The sequence below is a fragment of the Streptomyces sp. RKAG337 genome, from assembly GCF_023701715.1.
GTDB lineage: Bacteria > Actinomycetota > Actinomycetes > Streptomycetales > Streptomycetaceae > Actinacidiphila.
This window is the reverse complement of record NZ_JAJOZA010000001.1, coordinates 5,393,532-5,416,306: the sequence shown is the minus strand read 5'-3', so window position 1 is coordinate 5,416,306 and position 22,775 is coordinate 5,393,532. Positions and strand designations below refer to the sequence as shown.

Annotated in this window: 20 protein-coding genes; 11 read left to right on the top strand and 9 right to left on the bottom strand. The window is 72.3% G+C overall.

Annotation, left to right across the window (positions count from 1 at the left end; translation table 11 throughout):
• Nucleotides 1–56: 56 nt before the first annotated feature.
• Together LNW73_RS23980 and LNW73_RS23975 are read left to right on the top strand one after the other, a co-directional pair.
• Nucleotides 57–1,055: a DMT family transporter gene (locus tag LNW73_RS23980; RefSeq protein ID WP_250991332.1), complete on the top strand. Its 999-nt coding sequence runs from the start codon at nt 57–59 to the stop codon at nt 1,053–1,055.
• Nucleotides 1,052–2,101, top strand: coding sequence for a S66 family peptidase (locus tag LNW73_RS23975; RefSeq protein ID WP_250991331.1), 1,050 nt, complete (start codon nt 1,052–1,054; stop codon nt 2,099–2,101). Before LNW73_RS23980 ends, LNW73_RS23975 begins: the two co-directional genes overlap by 4 nt.
• 96 nt (nt 2,102–2,197) lie before the next feature.
• Here the strand turns inward: LNW73_RS23975 and LNW73_RS23970 are convergent, their stop codons facing one another.
• On the bottom strand, nt 2,198–3,223 hold the full coding sequence (locus tag LNW73_RS23970; RefSeq protein WP_250991330.1) for an NADPH:quinone reductase: 1,026 nt from the start codon (nt 3,221–3,223) through the stop codon (nt 2,198–2,200).
• A 254-nt stretch (nt 3,224–3,477) separates the two neighbouring features.
• Here LNW73_RS23970 and LNW73_RS23965 point away from each other — a divergent pair, with 254 nt between their 5' ends.
• Together LNW73_RS23965 and LNW73_RS23960 are read left to right on the top strand one after the other, a co-directional pair.
• Nucleotides 3,478–3,792, top strand: coding sequence for an antibiotic biosynthesis monooxygenase family protein (locus LNW73_RS23965; RefSeq protein ID WP_250991329.1), 315 nt, complete (start codon nt 3,478–3,480; stop codon nt 3,790–3,792).
• On the top strand, nt 3,789–4,280 hold the full coding sequence (locus tag LNW73_RS23960) for a group II truncated hemoglobin (RefSeq protein WP_250991328.1): 492 nt from the start codon (nt 3,789–3,791) through the stop codon (nt 4,278–4,280). Before LNW73_RS23965 ends, LNW73_RS23960 begins: the two co-directional genes overlap by 4 nt.
• A 17-nt stretch (nt 4,281–4,297) precedes the next feature.
• On the opposite strand, the gene LNW73_RS23955 is transcribed toward LNW73_RS23960, so the two are convergent.
• The 3 genes from LNW73_RS23955 to LNW73_RS23945 form a co-directional block, all read right to left on the bottom strand.
• Nucleotides 4,298–4,732, bottom strand: a complete 435-nt coding sequence (locus LNW73_RS23955; RefSeq protein ID WP_250991327.1) for a hypothetical protein — start codon at nt 4,730–4,732, stop codon at nt 4,298–4,300.
• A gap of 96 nt (nt 4,733–4,828) precedes the next feature.
• Nucleotides 4,829–5,716 carry a Gfo/Idh/MocA family protein gene (locus LNW73_RS23950; RefSeq protein WP_250991326.1) on the bottom strand — a complete coding sequence of 296 codons (888 nt, stop codon included), beginning with the start codon at nt 5,714–5,716 and terminating at the stop codon, nt 4,829–4,831.
• Nucleotides 5,713–6,072 carry a 5-carboxymethyl-2-hydroxymuconate Delta-isomerase gene (locus tag LNW73_RS23945; RefSeq protein WP_250991325.1) on the bottom strand — a complete coding sequence of 120 codons (360 nt, stop codon included), beginning with the start codon at nt 6,070–6,072 and terminating at the stop codon, nt 5,713–5,715. The genes LNW73_RS23950 and LNW73_RS23945 overlap by 4 nt, the downstream gene beginning before the upstream one ends.
• 30 nt (nt 6,073–6,102) lie before the next feature.
• Between LNW73_RS23945 and LNW73_RS23940 the strand changes: the two genes are divergently transcribed.
• Nucleotides 6,103–6,744, top strand: coding sequence for a rhomboid-like protein (locus LNW73_RS23940; protein ID WP_250991324.1), 642 nt, complete (start codon nt 6,103–6,105; stop codon nt 6,742–6,744).
• 133 nt (nt 6,745–6,877) lie between these two features.
• Nucleotides 6,878–7,897 (top strand): glutamine synthetase, encoded by a 1,020-nt coding sequence (gene glnII, locus LNW73_RS23935; protein ID WP_138353743.1) that lies wholly within the window; start codon nt 6,878–6,880, stop codon nt 7,895–7,897.
• An 81-nt stretch (nt 7,898–7,978) separates the two neighbouring features.
• Here the strand turns inward: glnII and LNW73_RS23930 are convergent, their stop codons facing one another.
• Nucleotides 7,979–10,198, bottom strand: a complete 2,220-nt coding sequence (locus tag LNW73_RS23930; RefSeq protein ID WP_250991323.1) for an MMPL family transporter — start codon at nt 10,196–10,198, stop codon at nt 7,979–7,981.
• 216 nt (nt 10,199–10,414) lie between these two features.
• On the opposite strand from LNW73_RS23930, the gene LNW73_RS23925 reads away from it, so the two are divergent.
• Entirely contained in the window at nt 10,415–11,704 is a 1,290-nt protein-coding gene (locus tag LNW73_RS23925) for a sensor histidine kinase (RefSeq protein ID WP_250991322.1), read from the top strand.
• Between the two features lie 50 nt (nt 11,705–11,754).
• Here LNW73_RS23925 and LNW73_RS23920 read toward each other — a convergent pair whose 3' ends face one another.
• Nucleotides 11,755–11,958 (bottom strand): hypothetical protein, encoded by a 204-nt coding sequence (locus tag LNW73_RS23920; protein ID WP_250991321.1) that lies wholly within the window; start codon nt 11,956–11,958, stop codon nt 11,755–11,757.
• 263 nt (nt 11,959–12,221) lie between these two features.
• Here LNW73_RS23920 and LNW73_RS23915 point away from each other — a divergent pair, with 263 nt between their 5' ends.
• Nucleotides 12,222–12,869 carry a LuxR C-terminal-related transcriptional regulator gene (locus tag LNW73_RS23915; protein WP_250991320.1) on the top strand — a complete coding sequence of 216 codons (648 nt, stop codon included), beginning with the start codon at nt 12,222–12,224 and terminating at the stop codon, nt 12,867–12,869.
• A gap of 56 nt (nt 12,870–12,925) precedes the next feature.
• A complete protein-coding gene (locus LNW73_RS23910) occupies nt 12,926–13,447 on the top strand; it encodes a hypothetical protein (RefSeq protein WP_250991319.1) in 522 nt (173 codons plus the stop codon).
• 18 nt (nt 13,448–13,465) lie between these two features.
• On the opposite strand, the gene LNW73_RS23905 is transcribed toward LNW73_RS23910, so the two are convergent.
• The gene (locus LNW73_RS23905; RefSeq protein ID WP_250991318.1) at nt 13,466–13,996 is read right to left on the bottom strand and encodes a DUF1203 domain-containing protein; all 531 of its coding nucleotides are present in this window, start codon (nt 13,994–13,996) and stop codon (nt 13,466–13,468) included.
• 119 nt (nt 13,997–14,115) lie between these two features.
• On the opposite strand from LNW73_RS23905, the gene LNW73_RS23900 reads away from it, so the two are divergent.
• Nucleotides 14,116–16,089 (top strand): hypothetical protein, encoded by a 1,974-nt coding sequence (locus LNW73_RS23900; protein ID WP_250991317.1) that lies wholly within the window; start codon nt 14,116–14,118, stop codon nt 16,087–16,089.
• Nucleotides 16,090–16,093: 4 nt separating this feature from the next.
• Here the strand turns inward: LNW73_RS23900 and LNW73_RS23895 are convergent, their stop codons facing one another.
• Nucleotides 16,094–16,381, bottom strand: coding sequence for a GNAT family N-acetyltransferase (locus LNW73_RS23895; protein ID WP_250991316.1), 288 nt, complete (start codon nt 16,379–16,381; stop codon nt 16,094–16,096).
• A 264-nt stretch (nt 16,382–16,645) separates the two neighbouring features.
• Between LNW73_RS23895 and LNW73_RS23890 the strand changes: the two genes are divergently transcribed.
• Entirely contained in the window at nt 16,646–17,176 is a 531-nt protein-coding gene (locus LNW73_RS23890) for a GNAT family N-acetyltransferase (RefSeq protein ID WP_250991315.1), read from the top strand.
• A 53-nt stretch (nt 17,177–17,229) separates the two neighbouring features.
• Here the strand turns inward: LNW73_RS23890 and pulA are convergent, their stop codons facing one another.
• A complete protein-coding gene (pulA, locus tag LNW73_RS23885) occupies nt 17,230–22,641 on the bottom strand; it encodes a pullulanase-type alpha-1,6-glucosidase (protein ID WP_250991314.1) in 5,412 nt (1,803 codons plus the stop codon).
• Nucleotides 22,642–22,775: the final 134 nt, after the last annotated feature.

The window sequence follows — 22,775 nt, the reverse complement described above, 5'->3', positions numbered from 1 at the left end:
CATCGCCCCGCGACACTTCGGCACCCGCCAAAACGTCCCGCCCCTACTTTTCCGGCATGGACTTCATGAAAACGCGCGGCGAAAAGGCCCGCGAGCGCTGGTGGGACGCGCTCGTGCTGCTCTCGGTGATCTGGGGCAGCAGCTTCCTGCTGATGAAGGTGGGCGTGGGCGTCCTGCCGCCCGCCTACGTGACGCTGGTGCGGCTGGTCGTCGGCGCGGTGACGCTGCTGGTGTGGCTGCGGGCCACCGGCGGCCGGCTGCCGCGCGGCGCCGGCGTGTGGGGGCATCTGGCGGTGACCGGGGCGCTGGTGAACGTCGCGCCGTTCACCCTGTTCGCCTGGGGCGAGCAGCGGGTCTCCTCGGTCGTCGCCGGGATCTTCAACGCCGCGACACCGCTGCTGACGATGCTGGTGGTGACCGTGGTCCTGCCCGGGGAGCGGCCGGGAGCGCGCCGGCTGCTCGGGATGCCGATCGGCTTCGCGGGCGTCCTGGTGGTCCTCGGGGTGTGGCGCGGCGCCGACGGCTCGGACCTGGCGGGCCAGCTGGCCTGCCTCGCGGCGGCCGGCTGCTACGCGGTGGGCTTCCCGTACGCGCAGCGGTTCCTGGCCGGGCGCCCCGAGTCCACCGTTTCGCTCTCCGCCGCCCAGGTCGTGGTGGCGACGGTGGAGGCCGCCGTCCTGGCGCCGCTCGTCTCCGGCGGGCTGCCGGCCGCCGGCCCCGACGGCTGGACGCCGTCCGCCGTCGTCGCCCTGCTGCTGCTCGGCGTGCTCGGCACCGGGGTGGCGTATCTGCTCAACTACCGCATCATCCGCCGCGCGGGAGCCGTGGCCGCGTCCACCGTCACGTATCTGATGCCGCTGGTCGCGGTGGTGGCCGGGGCGGTGCTGCTGGGCGAGGGCATGACGTGGAACCAGCCGGCGGGGGCGCTCGTCGTGCTGCTGGGCGTCGCCGTCGGACGGCGGCGCGCGGGGAACGGGAGAGGTGCCACGGTGGTCCGCGCCGCCCCGGAAACGCCTCGACCGTCCCGGGCCGCCGCTACTACGCTCGGCCGATGACCAGCCCCCGGTGCCCCGCGAAACCACGTCCCGGCGACCGCGTCGCGGTGCTCTCCCCGTCGTCCGGCCTGCCGGGCCTGCTGCCGCTGCCGTTCGAACTCGGCCTGAACCGGCTGGAGAAGGAGTTCGGCCTGCGGGTCGTGGAGTATCCGGCGACCCGGAGGATGGGCTCCACCGCGCGGGAGCGGGCCGCCGATCTGCATGCCGCGTTCGCCGATCCGGACATCAAGGCCGTGATCGCGAGCATCGGCGGCGACGACCAGATCACCGTACTGCCGTACCTGGACGACGAGTTGATCCGCGCCAACCCCAAGCCGTTCTTCGGCTGGAGCGACAACACCTGCCTGCTGCACCACCTGTACGGGCTCGGCATCGTCGGCTACCACGGCGGCTCGGTGATGGTGGAGTTCGGGCGGCCCGGGGCGATGCACCCGGTGACGGCGGACTCGCTGCGGGCCGCCCTGTTCACCTCGGGCGAGTACGAGCTGGCGCCGGTCGGTGAGTTCAACGAGGTCAACGGGGACTGGGCCGATCCGGCGACCTTCGACGAGGCGCCGCGGATGACGCCCTGCGAGGGCTGGACCTGGCACCGGCCGGAACGCGTCGTGGACGGCACGAGCTGGGGCGGGAACGTGGAGATCCTGTCGTGGCTGCTGATGGCGGGACGGGAGACGGCGCCGGCCGGGAGCCACCGGGGCCAGGTGCTCTTCCTGGAGACGTCGGAGGAGATGCCGCCGGCGGTGGAGGTCTACCGGATCCTGCGGAACATGGGCGAGCGCGGGCTGCTGCGGCAGTTCCCCGCGCTGCTGATGGGACGGGCCAAGGCCTGGAGCATCGGCCGGCCCGACCAGCTCGACACGGCGGGCCGGGAGCGCTTCCGCGCCGATCAACGGGCCGCGGTCCTGCGGGCGCTGGCGGAGTACGCGCCGGAGACGATGGCGGTCTTCGACGTGGACCTCGGGCACACCGACCCGCAGGTCGTCATCCCGTACGGCGGGCGGATCCGGGTCGACGGACCCGCCCGGCGCATCACGGTCGGCTACTGAGTCGGGTACTGAGTCGGCTCCTTGGTCGGCTCCTGCATCGGCTCATGCGTCGGCTCCTGCGTCATGCCGCTCCGAGCCGTGCCCGAGCGGTGCCGCTCATCCGGCGGCCACATCGATGAGGACCTTGCCGACCGCGTTGTTCTCGACGGCCGCATGCGCGTCGCCCGTCTTCTCCAGCGGGAAGCGGTGCAGCGGCAGCCCGGCGTCCTCGCCGACGCGCAGCGCGCCGTCCGCGACGGCGGCCGACACGTCGGCGACGGCGTCGGTCTTCGCGCGCTCGGGGACGGTGTAGACGAGGACGCCCTGCCAGCGCAGGTTGGGCACCATCGCCTGCCGGACCGGGACGGTGATCTCGTCGCCGCCGTTGTTGGCGTAGAACGCGATGACCGCGTTCGGCGCGGCGACGGCGTGGTCGATGACGGCGTTCACGGCGGGGGCGACCTCGACGATGATGTCGACGCCGTCGGGCACCAGCAGCCGGATCGTCGCGGCGGCGTCCTGGGTGCGGTAGTCGATGACGTGATGGGCGCCGGCGGCACGGGCGAGTTCGGCCTTCCGGGTGCTGCTGACCGTCGTCACCACCGTGGCGCCGGCCCAGCGCGCCAGCTGGATCGCCGCGTTGCCGACCGCGCCCGCGCCGCCCGCGACCAGCACGGTGCGACCGTCGAGGGAGCCGGGGGCGAGGCGGTCGGGGCCGCCGTCCGCGAGCGTGAGGGTGCGGTGAGCGGTCAGCGCCGGGATGCCGAGGCTCGCACCGAGGTCGAAGGACGCCTCGTCGGGCAGGAACACGGCCTGCCGGTCCGGGAGCACCACGTACTCCTGCGCGGTGCCCTCGCTGCGCTGCCAGGCCGCCTCCCAGATCCACACCCGCTGCCCGACGCGCTCGGCCGCGACGCCCTCGCCCACCGCGTCGATCACCCCGGCGCCGTCCTGGTTCGGCACCTGCTCGGTACCGCCGGCCGGGCCGCCCGTCGCGCCCTGGCGCGACTTCCAGTCCGTGGGATTGACGCCCGAGACATGGACCCTGACCCGGACCTCCCCGGGTCCCGGCGCCGGAATCGGCCGCTCGGTCAGGGACAGTACGTCCGGTCCGCCGCTGCTGGTGTGAACGATTGCCTTCATAGCCGTCATACCCGGTTACAAGGCCCGGAGCCCGCGGCTTCTTCCCGCGATCCCGCGCCAGGGCGGCGCTAGGGCGGCGCCATAGCGGCGTTACAGGGGCGCTACAGGGGCTCCCTAGGGCGGATTCCCGCCATCCGCTTGATCCGCCGACCGCGAAAGACCGTGGTTTCCGGGGCCCGGAGAGTGATCCTGGCCGAAGATCCCGCCGAGATCCCGTCGCGGGGTCCCCGATCCTGAGCGAAGAAGGATGCCCGATGACCGTCGAATACATCCGCTACCGCATCACCGACCCCGAACGCCGTCCCGCATTCGAGAAGGCGTACACGACCGCCGCCGAGCAGCTGGACCTCGCGCCGCAGTGTCTGGGCTACGAGCTCTCGCACGGCGTCGAGGAGTCCGACCGCTACGTCCTGCGGATCGAGTGGACCTCGGTGGAGGCCCATGAGCAGGGCTTTCGCGGTGGACCGCAGTTCCCGCAGTTCCTGGCCGCGATCCGCCCGTACATCGGCGACATCGAGGAGATGAAGCACTACGAGCGCACCTCCGTGGTCTCCGGGGACCGGGCATGAGCGCCGGGGCGGCCGCGTCCGGCGGCACGAACGGGGGCGCGGAGCGCGGCGGTTTCTACGAGGCGCTGGGCGGTATCGACGGCCTGCGCCGGCTGACCGAGTCCTTCTACGTGGTGGTCCGCGCCGATCCGCTGCTCGCGCCGGTCTTCGCGCACTTCACCCCGACGCATGTCGAGCATGTCGCGGTGTGGATGTCCGAGGTCTTCGGCGGCCCGGCCGGCTACACCGCCGAGCTGGGCGGCCACCCCGGGCTGATCCGCAACCACCTGGGGCTGTCCATCACGGAGGAACAGCGCGCCCGCTGGGCCGAGTTGATGATCGCCACGGCCGCGAAGGAACTGCCCGACGAAGCGCTGCTGCAGCAGCGCTTCGCCGAGTACATCGAGTGGGGGACGCGGATCGCGCGGTCGGTCTCGCAGCCGGGCGTCGAACCGGGCAACCCGGGTCCGGTGCCGCAGTGGGGCTGGGACGGACTGAAGAAGCACTAGGCCGTTTCTGGCAGCGCCTAGGACCGGGATGACGCCGCCGTGAACAGTCCGCCGGCGGGCTGCGCGGTGTTGTGCAGCGGCTCCGGGGCGAAGTCGGCGGCCTCGGGTTCCGGCAGGACGACGGATCCGGCGCTCGGGGTGATGCGGGGCCGGCGCGGGGAGCGGTCGCCGGACGCACCGCCGTGTCCGCGGTGCACCAGGAGGCCGTTGACCGGGTCGGGTGCGGCGTCGAGCGCGGCCAGTGTGCCGGGCAGCTGCCGCCAGGACTCCCACTGCCATTCCTCGCGGAAGCGGACCTCGAGCACGACGCCCCAGGAGTGGGCATGCCACTCCCAGCTCAACGCGCCGTTGGTGACCGCCGATTCAATGAGCGACTCCGCATGGGCGTCGCGCCACTGTGCGGCGGAGGTCCTGGCGTTGAGGATCTCGATCGACCACCAGTCCGCAGCCATGTCTTCGACGATAGACACGCGGGCGGCGGAGGGCTAGGCCCGGAGGGGCGTCGGCCGGGCGGGTTGCCTGTTGCAACCCGCCCGGCCTCCGCTCCGTCAGCGCTTGTCGAGCGCTTCCTCCACCGAGGCGAGCGTCTCGGTGACGCGCAGCGCGAAGCGCGCGTCGCAGGGGTGGGGTTGTCCGGTGCGGGCGGCGGTGATCAGGGCGTCGATGGCGTTCCGCAGCGCCTCCACCGGGCCCTCGCCGAGTTCGGGGAGGGTGCGCACGCCGCGCTCACCGCGCAGCTCGACGCTGACTCCGGCGGCCGGTTCCGGCGCGGTCAGGCTGAGGGTGGCCGTGCTGGCCGCCCCGCTCGCGTGGCGCAGCGCCACATGGACGGTGTCGCCGCTGCCGCTGACGGCCGCGACATCGGTGACATCGCCGAACACCGGCAGGAGTACGGACAGCGCATGCGGTCCGACGTCCCACAGCGCGCCCTTCTCGCGGCGCCACGGGGAGGCCGCGAACGGGCTGTCGCCGCCGGCGAAGACCGAGCCGAGCCAGTCGGCGCGGCCGGTGAACCAGCCGCCCGCGGCGGCCTGTTCGTCGACCCACTCCCCCGTCGTCCGGTCGAAGCGGACGGTGAAGAAGACGACGGACGCGACGCCGGACGCCTCGGCGGCCTCGACGACCGCGCGGGCCTCGCCGACGGTCGCCGCGAGCGGCTTGTCGAGCAGCAGATGGCGGCCGGCCGCGGCGGCGCGGGCGGCCAGCGGGGCCTGGACGTCGGGGGGCAGCGCGATCGCGACGGCGTCCACGTCCGCGATCAGGGCGTCCACGTCGTCATAGGCGCGGGTGTCGAAGCGCGCCGCCAGGTCAGCCGCGGCCGCGGGCCTGCGGCCCCATACGCCGGTGAACTCGACCCCGGGGTGGGCGCTCAGGGCGGGCGCGTGGGCGATCTCCGCCCAGGGGCCGGTGCCCAGCAGTCCGACGCGGAACGTCATGAGGAGTGCTGCTGGTAGCTGGCGCGGTCGAGGTCACGGATCTCGACGGAGCTGTGGACGGTCAGGCCGTGCGTCGCGGCGGTGTGCTCGCGGACGAGCGCGAGCACCGCGGTGCTCAGCTCCAGCTTGGTCCCGGGGGTGCGGCCGTCCAGCAGCGCGACCTGGATGTGGATCATCGCCTCGTCGGTCCCGCCGTCCGAGATGACGATCTCGTCCAGCGGGCGGAAGCGGGTCTTGCAGCCGGACACCTGCGCGTCCGCGATCTTGGCGACCAGCGGGTGCAGGGCCTGTGCGAAGCCCTGGCGGTCGAAGGTGTCGGTGAGGGTGGCGGAGTAGTCCACGGCTATGTGCGGCATGTCGGCAGCCTACTCAGCGATGATGGGGCGATGCCCGCCATTGATCTCCTCGGACGCCGCCCCAGAACCTCTGGAGGCCGCCCCGGCACCCGGTCGCCCGCCCGCAGGGCGCCCTGGGCGGCGTCGGCCTATGTGGCCGCCGTGCAGTCCGGGGCGTACGCGCTGCGGCCGTTGCCGGAGGCGGACCGTGAGGCGGTGCTGCGCGCGCACTCCACCAATGTCGACAATCTGCGGGCCGGTCGCTGGCACACCCTCCTGACCAGTGCTTTTCTCGTGGAACGGCCGCTCGATCCGGCGTACGGGGCGATACTGCTCGGCGTTCTGGGCGGGGCCGAGGCCGTCTGGGGGTCGCGCCGCACGGCCGCGGTGTTCGCGGTCGGCCACCTCGGGGCGAGCCTGTTGGTATACGGCGGGCTCCGCGCGACGGACGCCTCGAAGGAGACGCGTTCGGCGGTGGACGTCGGAGCCAGCTACGGCCTGAACGCGGTGCTCGGGGCCGCCGCCGTCTCGCTCCCGCACCGCGCCGCACGGGCGGTGGCCGCGGCCGGTGTGCTGGGTCTCGTCGTGCGACCCCTGGTGCGGGAGGGGCGGACGTTCACCGACGCCGGACATCTGGCGGCGCTTCTGCTCGGTCTGGGCGCAGGTCGCACGGGTGCGTTCACACGGGGTTAACACAAGGGACACAGCCGGGAAAAACGTTCTTGCCATGCTGCCACCGGCTCGATCAACGGCGCTCGGCCGACACCCCTCGTTTCAGTGCACTACTGCACCCGCGAAGACAGTGGCTTGTTAAGGATGGCGCCCCGTGACCTACAAGGCTGAGTACATCTGGATCGACGGCACCTCGCCGACCGCCAAGCTTCGCTCCAAGACGAGGATCCTGGCCGACGGCGCCGAGCTCCCGACCTGGGGCTTCGACGGATCCAGCACCAACCAGGCCGTGGGTCACGCATCGGACCGCGTGCTCAAGCCGGTGTTCTCCTGCCCGGACCCGATCCGCGGCGGCGCTGACGTCCTGGTCATGTGCGAGGTGCTCAACACCGACATGACGCCGCACGAGAGCAACACCCGTGCGCTGCTCACCCCGATCGCCGAGCAGTTCGCCGGCCAGGAGCCGATCTTCGGCATCGAGCAGGAGTACACCTTCTTCGACGGCGCCCGGCCGCTCGGCTTCCCCGTCGCCGGCTTCCCCGCCGCGCAGGGCGGCTACTACTGCGGTGTCGGCTCCGACGAGATCTTCGGCCGCGACATCGTCGAGAAGCACCTGGAGAACTGTCTCACCGCGGGTCTGGCGATCTCCGGCATCAACGCCGAGGTCATGCCCGGCCAGTGGGAGTTCCAGGTCGGCCCGGTCTCGCCGCTGGAGGTCTCCGACCAGCTGTGGATCGCGCGCTGGCTGCTGTACCGCACCGCCGAGGACTTCAACGTCTCCGCCACCCTCGACCCGAAGCCGGTCAAGGGCGACTGGAACGGCGCGGGCGCGCACACCAACTTCTCCACCAAGGCCATGCGCGAGGGCTACGAGGCGATCATCACCGCCTGCGAGTCCCTCGGTGAGGGCAGCAAGCCGCTCGACCACGTCAAGAACTACGGCGCGGGCATCGACGAGCGCCTGACCGGTCTGCACGAGACCGCCCCGTGGAACGAGTACAGCTACGGCGTCTCCGACCGCGGCGCCTCGGTGCGCATCCCGTGGCAGGTCGAGGTCGAGCAGAAGGGCTACATCGAGGACCGGCGTCCGAACGCGAACGTCGACCCGTACGTCGTGACCCGCCTCATCGTCGAGACCTGCTGCACCGCGCTGGAGAAGGCCGGCCAGGTCTGAGCTTTCACCGGTGAATGACAACGGCTGAGGGGCCCGTCGAATCGACGGGCCCCTCAGCCGTTGTACCGCCGCCCGCGGACCTCAGCGGACGCCGGTCGGCGCGCCCGCCGCGTAGACGTCCCGGGCCGGCGGGGCCGGGACGGCCTCCTCGCCGTGCGAGACCTTCGGCAGCCAGCCCAGCCACCGCGGCAGGTACCAGTTGCGCTCGCCGAGCAGGACCATCGCCGACGGGAGCAGCAGCACCCGCACCACGGTGGCGTCCAGGAACACCGCCACGGCCAGGCCGACGCCCATCTGCTTCATGTCCTGCATCGACAGGGTGGCGAAGACCGCGAAGATCGCGACCATGATCGCGGCGGCGCTGGTGACCGCGCCCGCCGTGGAGCGCACCCCGTCGCGGACCGCCTCGGTGGTGCTCATCCCCCGGTCGCGGGCCTCACGGATCCGGGACACGACGAACACGTGGTAGTCCATCGACAGGCCGAACAGGACCACCAGGACGAACAGCGGCATCCAGCCCTCGATCGCGCCCACCGACTCCGTGCCGACCAGGGACGCGCCCCAGCCGTGCTGGAAGACCGCCGTCATGACACCGAACGCGGCGCCCACCGACAGCAGGTTGAGGAGGATGGAGGTGACCGCCACCGTCACCGAGCGGAAGCTGAACAGCATCAGCAGGAACGTCACGCCCATGATGAAGACGAAGACCGGGACAATGCCGCTCTTCAGCTGGCCGTTGAAGTCGACGGAACCGGCCAGGTCACCGGTGACGTAGGCGTGCTCCGCGACCGGGCCCAGGGTGTGCGGCACCAGGTCGTCACGCAGGGTGGCCAGGGCGTGCTTCGAAACGGCGTCGCTGCCGTTCCCCGCGAGCGGCACCTCGATCACCGCGATGTCCTGGTCCGCGTGGACCGCGGTGGTGACGCCCTTGCCGAACTCGTCCGACGCGGCGGCCTTCGCCGTGAAGCCGGCGATCGCGGCCCTGACGCCGGGCGCCTCGATGTCCCGGGCCTGCACGACGATCCTGGCCGGTGCGGGACCGCCCGGGAAGGCCGTGGTGATCTGCTCGAACGCGGTGCGCAGCGGGGCGTCGGCCGGCAGTTGCTTGTCCATCCCCAGCGACTCGGTGTGCATCCCCAGCGCGGGGACGGCCAGCGCCAGCAGCACTCCGGCGCCCAGCACCGCGAAGATCTTCGGCCGGGCGATGACGGGCCGCAGCACAGCTCCGGAGATCCGGCCCGCGGGACGCCGGCTCTTGTGGGCACGGCGGGCCCGGGAGGCGCGTCCGAAGCGCGGCAGCCGGCCCCGCTCGACCCGGTCGCCGAGCAGTGACAACAGGGCGGGCAGCACCGTCACGGAGCCGAGCATCGCGGTGAACACGACGAGGATCGTCGCCATCGCGAAGCCCTTGAAGAGCAGCAGCCCGGACAGGAACATGCCCGCCATCGCGACCATGACCGTCAGCCCGGAGACCAGTACCGCCCGGCCGCTGGTGGCCGCGGCGATCCGCAGCGCGGTCTCGGCGTCGTGTCCCGCCGCCCGCTCGTCCCGCTCGCGGCGCAGGTAGAACAGGCAGTAGTCGACGCCGACGGCCAGCCCCATCAGGAGCATCACGGAGCTGGTGGACTCGAAGATGTGCAGCTTGTGGCTGCCGACCGCCAGCAGGCCGCTCGCCCCGATGAACGCGGTGACCGCGAGCCCGACCGGCAGCAGCGCGGCGACCAGGGCGCCGAAGGCGACCAGCAGGATGCCGAGCGCGAGCGGTACGGCCGTCCACTCGGCCTTCGCGAAGTCCTTGGTGATGACGTCACCGAGCCACTTGCCGGCGCTGGCGTCCCCGAACTCGTCGATCAGGACGTCCTGGTGGCCGTCGCGGACCTTCTGCACCGCGTCGAGCACCGGCTGCACCCGGTCGCCCGCGTCCTCCTGCTTGCCCTTCATCTCGAAGCGGATCAGCGCGGAACGGCCGTCCTGGGACGGCAGCGCCGCCTGTACGGCCCCGACCTCGCCGGTGGCGCCGACCCCTTCGGCGACCGCCTTCGCCGCCGCCTTCCACTGTCCCGGGCCCTCGGAGCGGACCAGGACCATCTCCCCGGCCGGGTGCTCCAGGCCGTGCTCGGCCAGGATCCGGTCGGCGGCCGCCGAGTCGCCGGCGCCGTTCTCGTACGACTTCATCTGCGTCGTACCGACCATGCCGCCGATGACCGAGGCCACCACCACGAACAGCAGCCAGCCGATGATCGCCGTCTTGCGGTGACCGGCGCTCCACGCACCGAGCCGTGCCGCGAGATTGTCCTTCATCTCGTCGCTCCCCCAAGGATTCAGTAGATTTCTCCGACCCCCTGAAGGTAGGAATTCGCGGCGGCCGGCCCCAGCCGTCCAGACCCCCGGTCCCGATGGTGTCGCCAGGTACACCCCCTTGGGGGGCCACCGCCAGTGACCTGCGCGGACGCCGTCGGCAGACTGGGTGATGCCAAGATGGCGACGCAGACGGTTGACCGAACGGGGAGGGCGGCCATGAACATCCGCAACGCGGGACTCGCAGGTATCAGGGGACTCGCCCTGGCAGTACTGGGCCTCATCGAGTCGATCGTCCTCTTCGTGTTCGCCGTGGTCTCGATCTCCTTCATCAGCATCGGCATCGGCATCTTCACCACTCCGTGGATGATCGCCAGGGTGCGGGACCGGGCCGACCACCGCCGGGAGCTGGCGCTGCGCTGGTCCGGTGTCGAGATCGCCCGCCCGTACCGGCCCGCACCGAAGTTCCGGCCGGGGATCGCCGGCAGCTGGCGCCGTGTGGAGTGGGTGCTGACCGACCCCGCCACCTGGCGTGACCTGCAGTGGCTGCTGGTCGACATGACGGCGGGCGCGATCCTCGCGTACATCACGGCCGGACTGTTCCTGGAGGGAGCCTTCGGCTGGGTGCTCGCCGCCGGCGTCTGGCGGCCGATCGTGTCCGCGGGCGGCACGTACTGGTTTGCGTTCATCCCGGTGTCCAGCCAGACGACGGCCTTCCTTGCGGCCCTGCTCGGCACCGTCTGGATCCTGCTCGGCCTGCGCTTCTCCCCGACGCTGCTGCACCGCCACGCCCTGCTCACCCGGGCCTTCCTCGCCCCCACCCCGGCGGCGCAGGAGGCGGCGCTCAAGCGGCGGGTGGCCCGGCTGGCGGAGACCCGCTCCGACGCGGTCGACAGCTCCGCCGCCGAACTCCGGCGCATCGAACGGGACCTGCACGACGGCGCCCAGGCCCGGCTCGTCGCCATGGGCATGAACCTCGGCATCGTCGAGCACCTGCTCGAGCAGAACCCGGAGAAGGCCCGGAAGATCCTCTCCGAGGCCCGCCAGTCCTCCGCCGACGCCCTCACCGAACTGCGCGACCTGGTGCGTGGCATCCACCCGCCGGTCCTCGCGGAGCGCGGACTCGGCGACGCGGTCAGGGCGCTGGCGCTGCGCGGCCCGATCCCGACCGACGTCAACGTCGATCTGGCCGGCCGCTTCGAGGCGCCGGTGGAGTCGGCCGCCTACTTCACGGTCTCCGAGCTCCTCACCAACGCCGCCAAGCACTCGGGCGCCGAGCGCATCTGGATCGATCTGCGGCACGAGGACGGCATGCTCCGGGTCTCGGTCACCGACGACGGCAGCGGCGGCGCCGACGTCTCCCGCGGCACCGGTCTGCAGGGCATCGAACGCCGGCTCGGCGCGTTCGACGGTGTGCTGGCCGTGAACAGTCCGGTGGGCGGCCCGACGATGGTGACGATGGAACTCCCGTGCGCGCCGGCCGCCCCGGCGGCGAACCAGGTGCGCTAGAGCCGGACCGTTGACCTCAGGTGGCGAGTGGCCCCTGACCCCGTATCGGGTCAGGGGCCGCCGCGGTCTCCGGTCCTGTCCGGGGTCCTGTCTCCGCATCCGGCGCGGCGCCAGGCGCGGCGGAGCCGGTCGAGTTCGGCCAGCTCCGCCCGGGTCCAGGCCACGTTGGAGCGCTCCCGGACGAAGCGGCGGATCGCCTCGTTCGCCGCGGACACCGGATTCTGGTCGGCGGCGGACGGCGGCGGGACGGACATGTCCCTCACTGTGGGGCACCGGTGTGACAGCCGTGTGAGCCGGGATTAAGAGGCGGATGAAGATTCACTTTTGCCTGTGGGACGGCTGTGAGGTGGTGTGACGGGTGTGAAGGGGCAGGCTGGGATCCGCCCTCGCGGACCGGTTGTCAGAGGTGGCCGCTACGGTGGGCCGTATCCCATCAGCGCTGGCTGCGCCGGGAGGGCCCCGCCGACAGCGCGGCGGGGCCCAGCACCGTCCCGCCCCCCGCCACCCTGGAGTTGCCGTGCGCGTCGTCCTCGCCGAAGACCTCTTCCTGCTGCGCGACGGACTGGTCCGGCTGCTGGAGGCGTACGACTTCGAGATCGCCGCCGCGGTCGACAACGGGCCGGAACTGCAGCGCGCCCTGGTGGAGTTGCGGCCGGACGTGGCGGTGGTGGATGTGCGGCTGCCGCCGTCGTTCACCGACGAGGGACTGCAGGCGGCGCTCCACGCCCGGCGCGAGATCCCCGGCCTTCCGGTGCTCGTGCTCTCCCAGCACGTGGAGCAGCTGTACGCCCGGGAGTTGCTGGCCGACGGCAGCGGCGGGGTCGGCTATCTGCTGAAGGACCGGGTGTTCGACGCGGACCAGTTCATCGACGCGGTGCGGCGGGTGGCCGGCGGCGGTACGGCGATGGATCCGCAGGTCATCTCGCAGCTGCTGGCCCGCAATGTGCGCAATGAGCCGCTGGGACAGCTGACGCCCCGCGAGAGCGAGGTGATGGCTCTGATGGCCGAGGGCCGGTCCAACGTCGCGATCGCGGAGCGGCTGGTGGTGACCGAACGGGCCGTCGCCAAGCACACGTCCAACATCTTCGCCAAGCTCGACCTGCCGCTGTCGGACGACGACAACCGCCGGGTGCTGGCGGTGCTGGCCTACCTGGACCGTTCCTGATCTGCTTTTGCGCGGCGCCGTCCCGCAGGCGGCCGCCGCCGTGCTCGACTGACCGGATGCACGAGACACCTCCCCCCGGAGTCCCTGCCGAGGACGTCACCGAGACCATGGCGGAACGGCTCAAGGAACGGATCTACGCGACGATCACCATGATCGCCGTCGTCGTCGGCCTCACCATGGTCGACGACCTGGCGGCGGGCGAGGCGGCCGTGTCCGTCGCCGCCACGTCGCTCGGCCTGTGGCTGGCCACCCTCGTCGCGGACGACCAGGGGCACCGGGCCGTCCACCACCGCTCCACCACCTGGCCGGAGTTCCGCCGACTGCTGTACGTCAGCAGTCCGTTGCTGCTCAGCGCCGCAGGACCGCTGATCCTGATCGGTGTGTCCGCGACCGGGGCGATGGCCCTGCACACCGCCCTGGTCGCCGCCGCCACGGTCGATGTCGTCGGGCTCTTCGCCTGGGGCTTCCTCGCCGGTGTCCGGATGGGCGGCGGCATGCTGGCCGCGCTGGTCGCCGGCACGCTGGACACGGCGATCGGCGCGGCCGTCGTACTCGTCAAGCTCACCGCGGGCCATTAGGACGTGGATCGGGGCGGGTCACCCCGCCCGGCGCGCCGCGAACAGGAAGCAGCCGAATTCCACTGCGCGGACGTGCACCAGGGCGACCTCCGGGTCGCTGAACATCGCGGCCAGCTCCGCGTCCGCGGCGCCCGCCGCCGCCTCGTCGTGACTGAGCCGGACGAGGCGCCCGCCCAGGATGCGGCCGTCGGCGCTGTAGGCGCGGAAGACCCGGTCGGTGCCGTGCATCGGCAGCGGGTAGCCGTCGCCGGACGGCGGGCCGGGGCAGGCGTCGGCGTCGGCGTGCACGAACACCGGCCCCATTTCCAGGTACGGGCCCGGGTTCGCGCCGGTCTCCGCCGCCCAGTGGCGCAGCGGGGCGTACGAGAGCAGCGCGATCCGGTCGCCGGGCGCCGCGTGCCGCAGGCAGCAGCGCAGTGGGGCGCCGCCCTCCTCGTGGGTGCTCAGCTCGGGCGCCCGGCCCGCGTCGTCGGTGTCCCGCAGACGGGCGAGCAGGGCCGGGTCGATGGCGGAGGTGCGGAAGGCCGTGGTCTCGTGGGTGATGGTCATGGGTCAACGATCGCTCCGGACGCGGCCGGAATCCGGCGGGAATCGGACGTGGCGCTGTGGGGGGACCCGGCGCGCGGCGCATTGAGTGACCATCGCACCATTCACTCGTTTGACGGCATGTGGACACATCGGAAGCGACAGCGGCCGGACCCGTGGAGGTCGAGGAGGCCGAGGCCTCGATCGTCGAGAACTATCCGCACCTGGTGCGGCTGGCGTATCTGACGCTGCCGGCGGCCCTCGGCCGGCACCGCAGGGTGCTGGCCGCGCACACCCTCGTGCAGCGGGCGCTGCCGCGCGGGCGGCACGCGCCCGACCCGGTCGCCGCGGACACGGGCGGCCCGCGCGGTGGTCCACCCGATCCGGCGTACGCGCTGGTGCGCCAGGAGGTGCTGCGCGGGGCGGTGGCGCACGGCGCTGAGGACGGGTGGCGGAAGCGGGCCCACGAGGCGCGCTGCTGGCTGCCGTTGCCGCATGTGTGGGGGTTGCGGCTGCACCCCAAGGCGGGCGGTACGGACGAACTCGCCCTGGACCGTTCGCTGTCCGAGCTCGGCAGCCCCGCCCGTGCGGCGTTCGCGCTGAGCACCCTGGAGGGGCTGGCCGAACGCGAGGTGCGGCAGGTGCTGGCCGCGGCGGGCGTCGCCGATCCCCGCACCGCTGTCGCCGAGGCGGCCGCGGCCGCCGGTGAGGGCGGCGAGCCGGTCCGTGCGCTGCTCGGCGGCGGCGAGTTCGACCCGTGCACGGTGCAGGCGCGGCCGACCGATCTGCTGCGCCGACGGCAGCACATGCGGGCCGCGGGCCTCGCGGTCGCGGCCGTGGTGGTCGCGGCGGTGCTGCTGCCGCTGGCCGGCTCCGACGACGGCGACCCCGGTACGTACGCGGCCGGGACGCCCGCCGGATCCGCGAGCCCGCTGGAGTCGTCGGCACTGGTGCGGGCCGACGCCGCCCTGTGGGAGCACACGTCACGGATGGACTTCACCGCCTGGCCCGCCCGGGGCGGCCGGAAGGACGACACCGAACTGCTGCGCCGTGCGCTCGCCGTGTGGTCCCGGCCCGGGGAGCGCGTGCAGGTCTCGGCGACCCCCGGCACCTCGCGCGGCCTGCCCGCCCAGCCCCCGCAGCTGCTGTACGCGGGCGATGTGGGCGAGGCGGCGGTGGTCGTGCTCTACGACGGGATGCGGATCGTCCGGTACGCGGAGCCGCAGGACGGCAAGGGTTTCGCCGCGCTGGACTTCGCGCGGGTGGACGACGCGGACGTCACCACGGGTGCGGCCGTCGTCGTGGGCCGTGTCGACGGCAACACCCGCTTCCTGACCGCGCCCTGGGTCGACGACGCGCAGACCCGCGACCTGCTCCAGCCCGACCGGGCAGGACAGCCGCTGCACGTCGCGGCGGACGGGGTCACCGACCCCGTCCGCACCCCGGGCGCGGGCGCCCCGGCGGGGCAGTGCGGGACGGCGTGGCCGGTGCTGCAGTTCCGCTCCTCGGCGAAGATCGTCGAGCAGCACTCGTTCCTGCTGACCGATCTGGGCGATCTGACCCCGGTCCATCTCACCTACACCCCGCCCCCGGGCGGCACGTCCGCCCCGGCCCGGCAGCCGCGCGAGGCCACCGGGTCGCAGGCCCTGCTGAACTGGGCGCACAGCGCGTGCCGGCTCGGGGCGCTGCGCGGCCAGGGCGTACGGGCCGTCGAGAACTGGGAGTTCGCCCAGCAGCGGCTGCCCGAGGGCGGCGCCGCCGCGTCCTGGGTGTGCACGCGGACGGACACCTGGCGCGGTGCCGGGCAGGCGATGGTGCAGTTCCAGCCCCCCGGCTCGTCGCCGACCGCTCTCGCGGCGGTGGCCGCGCAGGCCCAGGACACCAACGCGTGCAGCCGGTTCGGCCAGCATGTGCTGGCCGGCGTCATGTGGAAGTCCCCGGCCGGCCACTGGTTCCTGCTCGCGGCCGGCAGCCGCGATGTCACCAAGGTCTCGGCCACCGGCGGCGTCCGCGCCAGCGCGGACGGCCAGCTGCTCGCCGTCCGCGCGGAACGCGGCGCGAACGCCAAGCTGACGGGCCGGCTGACGACCGGCAGGACCCTGAACGCGCTGGGCTAGAGAGTCAGCGACTGGGGACGGCCAGGGACATCGTGACGTGGTCGTCCACCTGACCGTCCTCGACCCACCCCTGGCGGGCGTAGAACGCCTGGGCCCGCCGGTTGGGCCCGAAGACCTCCAGCCGGGCGGCGGTCACGGCGGCGTCCCGCCAGGCCGTGACGCACGCCCGGTGCAGGGCGCTGCCGAGGCCCGCCCGCCAGAGCTCCGGGTCGACGTGGCACTGGAAGAGCTTCTCCTCGCCGGTCCTGAAGCCGAGCACCGCGAAGGCGACGACCCGGTCCTCGCGCAGCACGCAGAGCACCCTGCGGTCGGCCGACCCGATCGCGCGCCCGGTGCCCTCCCGGCAGCGGCGCAGTTCGTCGGGGCCGTTGTACGCCTCCTCGGGGAGATGCCCTCGTAGTACGTGGCGCGGGCCCTGCGGTGCACGTCGGCGATGCCGTCCAGGTCACCGGGGGCGGCGTCACGGATCGTGACGGATGGGGAGTTCATGATCCCCTGGACGTTCCCTCGGGGGCGGCCGGTTCCGGTCCTGGGGCTCCGGGTGAGAATGTCGGTCATGAGCGATCTTCAACGAGACGGTGTGATCTTCCGGCAGGCCACCGAGGACGACGTACCCGCCCTCGTCGCCCTGTACGACGGCGCCGCCCGCTGGATGCAGCGGCAGGGCATCGACCAGTGGAAGCCCGGCCAGAAGAGCGAGGACCACTTCCTGCTCCGCATGAAGGAGGGCGAGGTCTGGCTCGCCGACACCGGCGGCAGTGCCCCGGTCGGCGGCTGGGAACTGTGGTGGGACGACGAGCCCGCCTGGGGCCCGCAGCCCCCGGTCGCCGGCTACATCCACCGCCTGATGACCGACCGCGCCACCGCCCCGCCCCACCTCGGCCGCGCGATGCTCACCCACGCGGAACACCGCATCACCCGAACCGGCCGCACCCTGAGCCGCCTGGACTGCGTCGCGACCAACCCCCGCCTGCGCACCTACTACGAGTCCGCCGGCTACACCGTGACCGGCGAACAACCCCTGAAGGACGGCGGCAAGGGCAGCAGGTACGCGGTGACCCTCCTGGAGAAGCGACTCGTCGACTGACAGGGCCCGCCTCCCCGGGCGGGGAGGCGGGCCCTTTCCGTCGTTCCCCGCGGTTATCGCTTCGTGTAGATCGCGACCGTGCGGGCCGGAACCGTGAAGGTTCCGGTGGTCTTGTCGTAGGTGGCGGTCTTGACGATCGGGTCGGAGCCTGCGGACTGGAGCGGGTGGAGGGCGTAAGGGGTGCCGGAGAGGGCCGGGACTCGCTGGGTCCGGGCGGTGGGCGTGGCGTTGAAGACCACGACCAGGTCGCCGAGGCGCATCGTGATGACGCCCGGGGTCTCGTCCTGGCCCGACAGCGGGAAGGAGAGCCGGTCCTGGACCTGGGGGGTGGAGGTCAGGGCGAAGGCCGGTTCGGTGGAGCGGATCCTGAGCAGATCCTGGTAGGCGGCGGAGGCGCCGGTGATCTCGGCGCAGCCGGGGTGCAGGGCCGGGGAGGTGAGCAGCGGCTTGGCGAAGGGCCACTTGGGCTGGTTGTCGGCGGCCGGCGGGAGGCCGCGGCCGAAGCCGTTGCCGGTGGCGCAGTCCCAGTGGATGGCGTTGAACCAGTCACCGGAGTCGAAGGAGTTGCGGTCCAGGGACTTGGAGCGCAGCAGGTCGCTGCCCGCCTGGTAGAGCGCGGGGCCCTGGGAGAGCATGGCGGTCGATTCGGCGAGCACCTGCATGCGGGCCCGGTCGGCGGCCGTCGTGGCGGCCGGGAGCTTGAAGGCGAGGGCGTCGTACAGCGATTCGTTGTCGTGCGCGTCGACGTAGGCGAGCGCGTCGCCCGGGGCCGCCGCGTATCCGGCGGGCTGGCCGTTGTAGTCGACCTCGGAGCCGCGCACCTGCTTGCCGGCGGAGTCGGTGAAGGTGAACGCGCTCAGGTTGCCGGTGAGCCCGACCTTGATGAGGTCCTGGTAGTGCAGCAGCCGGGTCTTCTGTTCGGCCGGAGTGCCGTTGGCGGTCGAGGAGTTGGGGTCGGTGTAGAGGCCGCTGGCGAAGCCCTGCACGCCAGGGTCGGCGTCGAACGGGCTGCCGCCGCGTACGGCGTCGCGGGCCCGGTCGCTGAAGGTGGCGATGCCGGTGCCGGCCATGTTGGCCTGGGTGGCCTGCTCGAAGCGGGCGTTGTCGGCGACCTCGCCGAAGTTCCAGCCCTCGCCGTACATGATGATCTTCTTGCCGTCGACGCCGTCCCTGGCGAGGGTCAGCGCGTCCAGCGCCTTGCGGACGGCGAGGATGTTCGCCTTCGGGTGGTGGCCCATCAGGTCGAAGCGGAAGCCGTCGACCTTGTACTCCTTCGCCCAGGTGACGAGGGAGTCGACGACCAGCTTCCCCATCATCGCGTTCTCCGGCGCGGTGTTGGAGCAGCACGTGGAGTTGGCGACGGAGCCGTCCGGCATCAGCCGCTGGTAGTAGCCGGGCACGATCTTGTCGAGGACCGAGGTGTCGGCCTGCCCTGAGGCGGCGGTGTGGTTGTAGACCACGTCCATCACCACCCGCAGCCCCGCGTTGTTCAGGCCCTGCACCATCTGCCGGAACTCGGTGGTGCGGCCCGCGCCGTCCGGGTCGGTGGCGTAGGAGCCCTCGGGGACCGTGTAGTGGTACGGGTCGTAGCCCCAGTTGTAGGCGTCCTTGGCCGCGGCCTTGGCCACGCACTCCTGCTGCTTCTCGGAGTCGGCGGGGAAGGCGGCGAGGTCGCAGTCCGGGACCGCCTGGTCGGCGGTCTTCTCCGGGACGGTCGCGAAGTCGAACGCGGGCAGCAGGTGCACATAGTCCGTGCCCGCCTTGGCCAGCGCCCGCAGATGCGTCATGCCCGCCGAACCCGGAACCGTGAAGGCGCTGTACTTGCCGCGCTGCGCGGCCGGGACGGTGGTGTCCGCGACCGAGAAGTCACGGATGTGCAGCTCCTGGATCTGCGCCTGGGCCAGCGGCACCGCCGCCGGTTTGGCCTGCCGCTGCCAGCCCTTGGGGGCGAGCTTCGGGTCGGCCAGGTCGACGAGGAGGCTGCGGGCGGAGTCGGCGGTCAGGGCGACCGAGTACGGGTCGGTCACCAGGTTGGTGACCAGCTTCTGGACGCTCGGCGCCCAGACGGTGACCGCGTACCGGTACGGCTTGCCCGTCCAGTCGCGGCCGCCGGTCACCGACCAGACGCCGCTGCCGGCGTCGCGCCGCATGGGGACGGTCCTGCCGTCGATCTCCACCGCGACGCCGTGCGCGGTGGGCGCCCAGACCGACAGGGCGGGCCGGCCGTGGTCGAAGACCGGGCCGAGCGTCGCGCGCTGCGCCTTGGCGGCGTACAGGTCGTCGAGCACCCCCTGTGTCTGCACACCGGTGGCGGCGAGCAGCGCCCCGTTCGCGGCGCGCTGGGTGGCGATGAGCTGGCCGGGCAGCGCGGCGCCGATCCGGTCCCGGTCGCGCGGGTCGACGGTGAAGGCCGCGTACTCCTTGAGCTGCGGGTACTTCGCCTTCTGGGCGGCGGTCAGGCCGCCGGCGACCGGTGACAACCGCAGCCAGTGGCCCTCGTCGGACAGGGCGCCGTCCTTGACGGTGATACCGCCGTCGGGGGCGTAGACGAGCTGCTGGCTGGCGGACGCGCTCGCGTCGGTGTGCCAGGCGACGGTGTCGCGGTCGATCCACTGCGCCTGCGCCTTGCTCAGGTCGAGGTCGCCGCCCGTGCCCTTGGGCTGCGGGAGCAGGTACTTCTGCGTGCCGGCCAACAGCCACACCTCATGCCCGCTGGAGGCGAGGTCCAGGGACTGGTCGGAGGGCAGGTCCTTGGCGTCGCCGTTGTGAAGGATGTAGCTCAGCGAGGTGGCGCCCGGTGCGAGCGGCACCTCGTACACCGCACCATAGGCGTCGATCCGCGTCGGCTGGAGCGGCTTGGTCCAGTCGGTGGGCGTGGCGGCGCCGGTCCAGGTGTGCAGGCCCCAGTGGGCGTAGTCGCCGTCGGCGCGCTGGTAGTGCAGGACCGCCTTGGTGGTGTCCTGCGGCGGGTAGGCGCCGGTGGGCGGCGCGTTGAGCACCTCGGGGCTGCCCTGCTTGATCCACACCTCGCCGGTCTTCGTGAGGTCGACGGCCCGGTCCGCGTCGGTGTCCTTGACGCCGTTCTTGTCGACGGCGATGAAGCCGACGCTGGACGCGCCCGGCTTGAGCTTGACGTAGGCGAAGGCGCCGTAGGCGTCGCGCCCGGAGAAGGGTTTGCCGGCCGGCCAGGTGGTGCCTTCGCCGTCGGCGATGTCGCCCCAGGTGTACAGGCCCCAGTCGGTGTAGTCGCCGTCGGTGCGCTGGTAGTGCACGACCGCGTAGTCGCGGGAGACGGCGCTGGGCGGCGTCGGCACGACGGGTGCGCCGCTGGTGGTGGCTGCGGTCGCGCTGCTGGTGTGGCCGGCGGAGTCGGTCACCACGGCCTTGTAGCGCAGGGCGGTCCCGGCGGGGACGGCCGCGTCGAGCGCCTGGGTGACGGTGTAGGGCGCGTGGTCGGCGGAGCCGAGCACCTGCCACCTGGCGTTGCCGACCTGGGCGGCGAAGACCACCCGGTCGAGCTGCCCGCCGGTCACGCCGGCGGAGATCTCGACGGTGCCGGTGGCGCCGGCGGCGGGGGCGTGCAGCGCGATCGACGGCCGGGTGGCCGGGGCGCCGAGCGGCTTGTCCGCCTTGTAGACGACGGAGGACAGCGCGGGGACGGTCACGGTGGCCTTGCCGTCGCCGCCGCTGTGCACGGTGCCGGTGGCGCCGTAGAGCGCGCGGAGGTCCGCCCCGGCCGCGCCGGTCGGCACCGTCACGGTCTTCGCCTCGGCCGCGTTGTTCACCGCGACCAGGTACTCGGTCCTGGTCTTCTGGTCCGTACGGGAGTACGCGTACACGCCCGCGCCGTCGGCCGCGTACCGCTCGGTCTGCACGCCGTCGCGCAGCGCCGGGTTGTCCTTGGTCAGCTTCGAGAGCGCGGCGATCGTCCGGTACAGCGGCGCCGCGGTGTCGTAGGCGTCACTGGCGTGGGTGCGGTCGGTGCCCAGCTCGTCGTCGTCGAGGTAGTCGGCGACGTGGGAGGCGAACATGGTCTGCCGGGCGTCCTTGTCGCCGCCCGCTCCGGTGAAGCCCTGCTCGTCGCCGTAGTAGACGACGGGGTTGCCGCGGCTGAGGAACATCAGCTCGTTGGCGAGCCGGTCCCGGCGCACCAGCTCCGCGTCGGTGGCGCCGGGGTTGTCCTGCTTCAGGAACGTCCCGATCCGGCCCATGTCGTGGTTGCCGAGGAAGGTCACCGACTCATAGGCGTTGGCCTTGTCGGTGGTGTACCGGTAGTCCTGCGCGAAGAGGCCGGACAGCTTGGCCGCGGAGCCGCCCTGGGAGGCGTAGGAGCGTGCGGCGTCCTGGAAGGGGAAGTCCAGGGTCGCGTCGAGCCGGCCCTGGGTGACGTAGGGCGAGGTGATCGCGGTGTCGGCGGAGTAGACCTCGCCGAACATGAAGAAGTTCTTCCGGCCGTGCTGGGCGGCGTACGTGTCCAGCGCGGTGGCCCACTGGGTCCAGAACGGCAGGTCGACGTGTTTGACGGTGTCGATCCGGAAGCCGTCGATCGCGAAGTCCTTGACCCACTTCTCGTAGATCTTCTCCATGCCCTGGACGACCTCGGGACGCTCGGTCCACAGGTCGTCGAGGCCGGAGAAGTCGCCCTGGTCGGTGCTCTCCCCGGCGTAGGTGGAGTCGCCCCGGTCGTGGTACATCGCCGGGTCGTTGAGCCAGGCCGGGACCTTGACGTTCTTCTTCTCCGGCGCCACCACGGGCGTCCGCGGGAAGGAGTCGGCGTCGACGGCGGGGAAGTCCTTGCCCGCCGCGGCCGTCGAGTACCGGGTGTCGTCGAAGGGGGTGCCGTCCTTGCTCAGGTACGGGAACGCGCCCTTGGAGAGGTAGGAGTACGCCTTCTCCTTGTAGTCCACGACGTCGGCGGTGTGGTTGGTGATGACGTCGAAGAAGATCTTCATGCCCTTGGCGTGGGCGGCGGCGATGAGCTTCTTCAGGTCGTCGTTGGTCCCGAAGTGCGGGTCGACCTGGGTGAAGTCGGTGATCCAGTAGCCGTGGTACCCGGCTGACGCGTCCTTGCCGGTGCCCTGCACGGGCTGGTTCTTGAAGATCGGCGCCATCCAGATGGCGGTGGTGCCGAGCCCCTTGATGTAGTCGAGCTTCCCGGTCAGGCCCTTGAGGTCGCCGCCCTGGTAGAAGCCCTTGTCGGTGGGGTCGTAGCCGGTGACCAGCCGGGAGCCGGTGAGCCCGCCGGTGTCGTTGCGGGGGTCGCCGTTGGCGAAGCGGTCCGGCAGGACGAAGTAGAACTGCTCACGCGTGAGGTCGTGGCGGGCCGGCTGGGCGGCGAGCGCCGCGTCGGACGGCGGGGCGGGTGGCGCGGCGGCCAGGGCGGGCACGGCGGCCGGCACGGTGGCCAGCAGCAGTGCCGACACCACCGTCGCTGCCACACGTCGTATGCGTGCGGGTACGGACACGGGCGGGTCTCCTCGATACGGAAAGCTCGTGCCGGGGCACTACGCGCCGAGTCCCGCGGCCGCCCGGCAGCACCGCCGGGCGCTGCGGACGCTATCGCTGCCCGCTCCTTGCAGCAAGACCTTGCAACGGACTT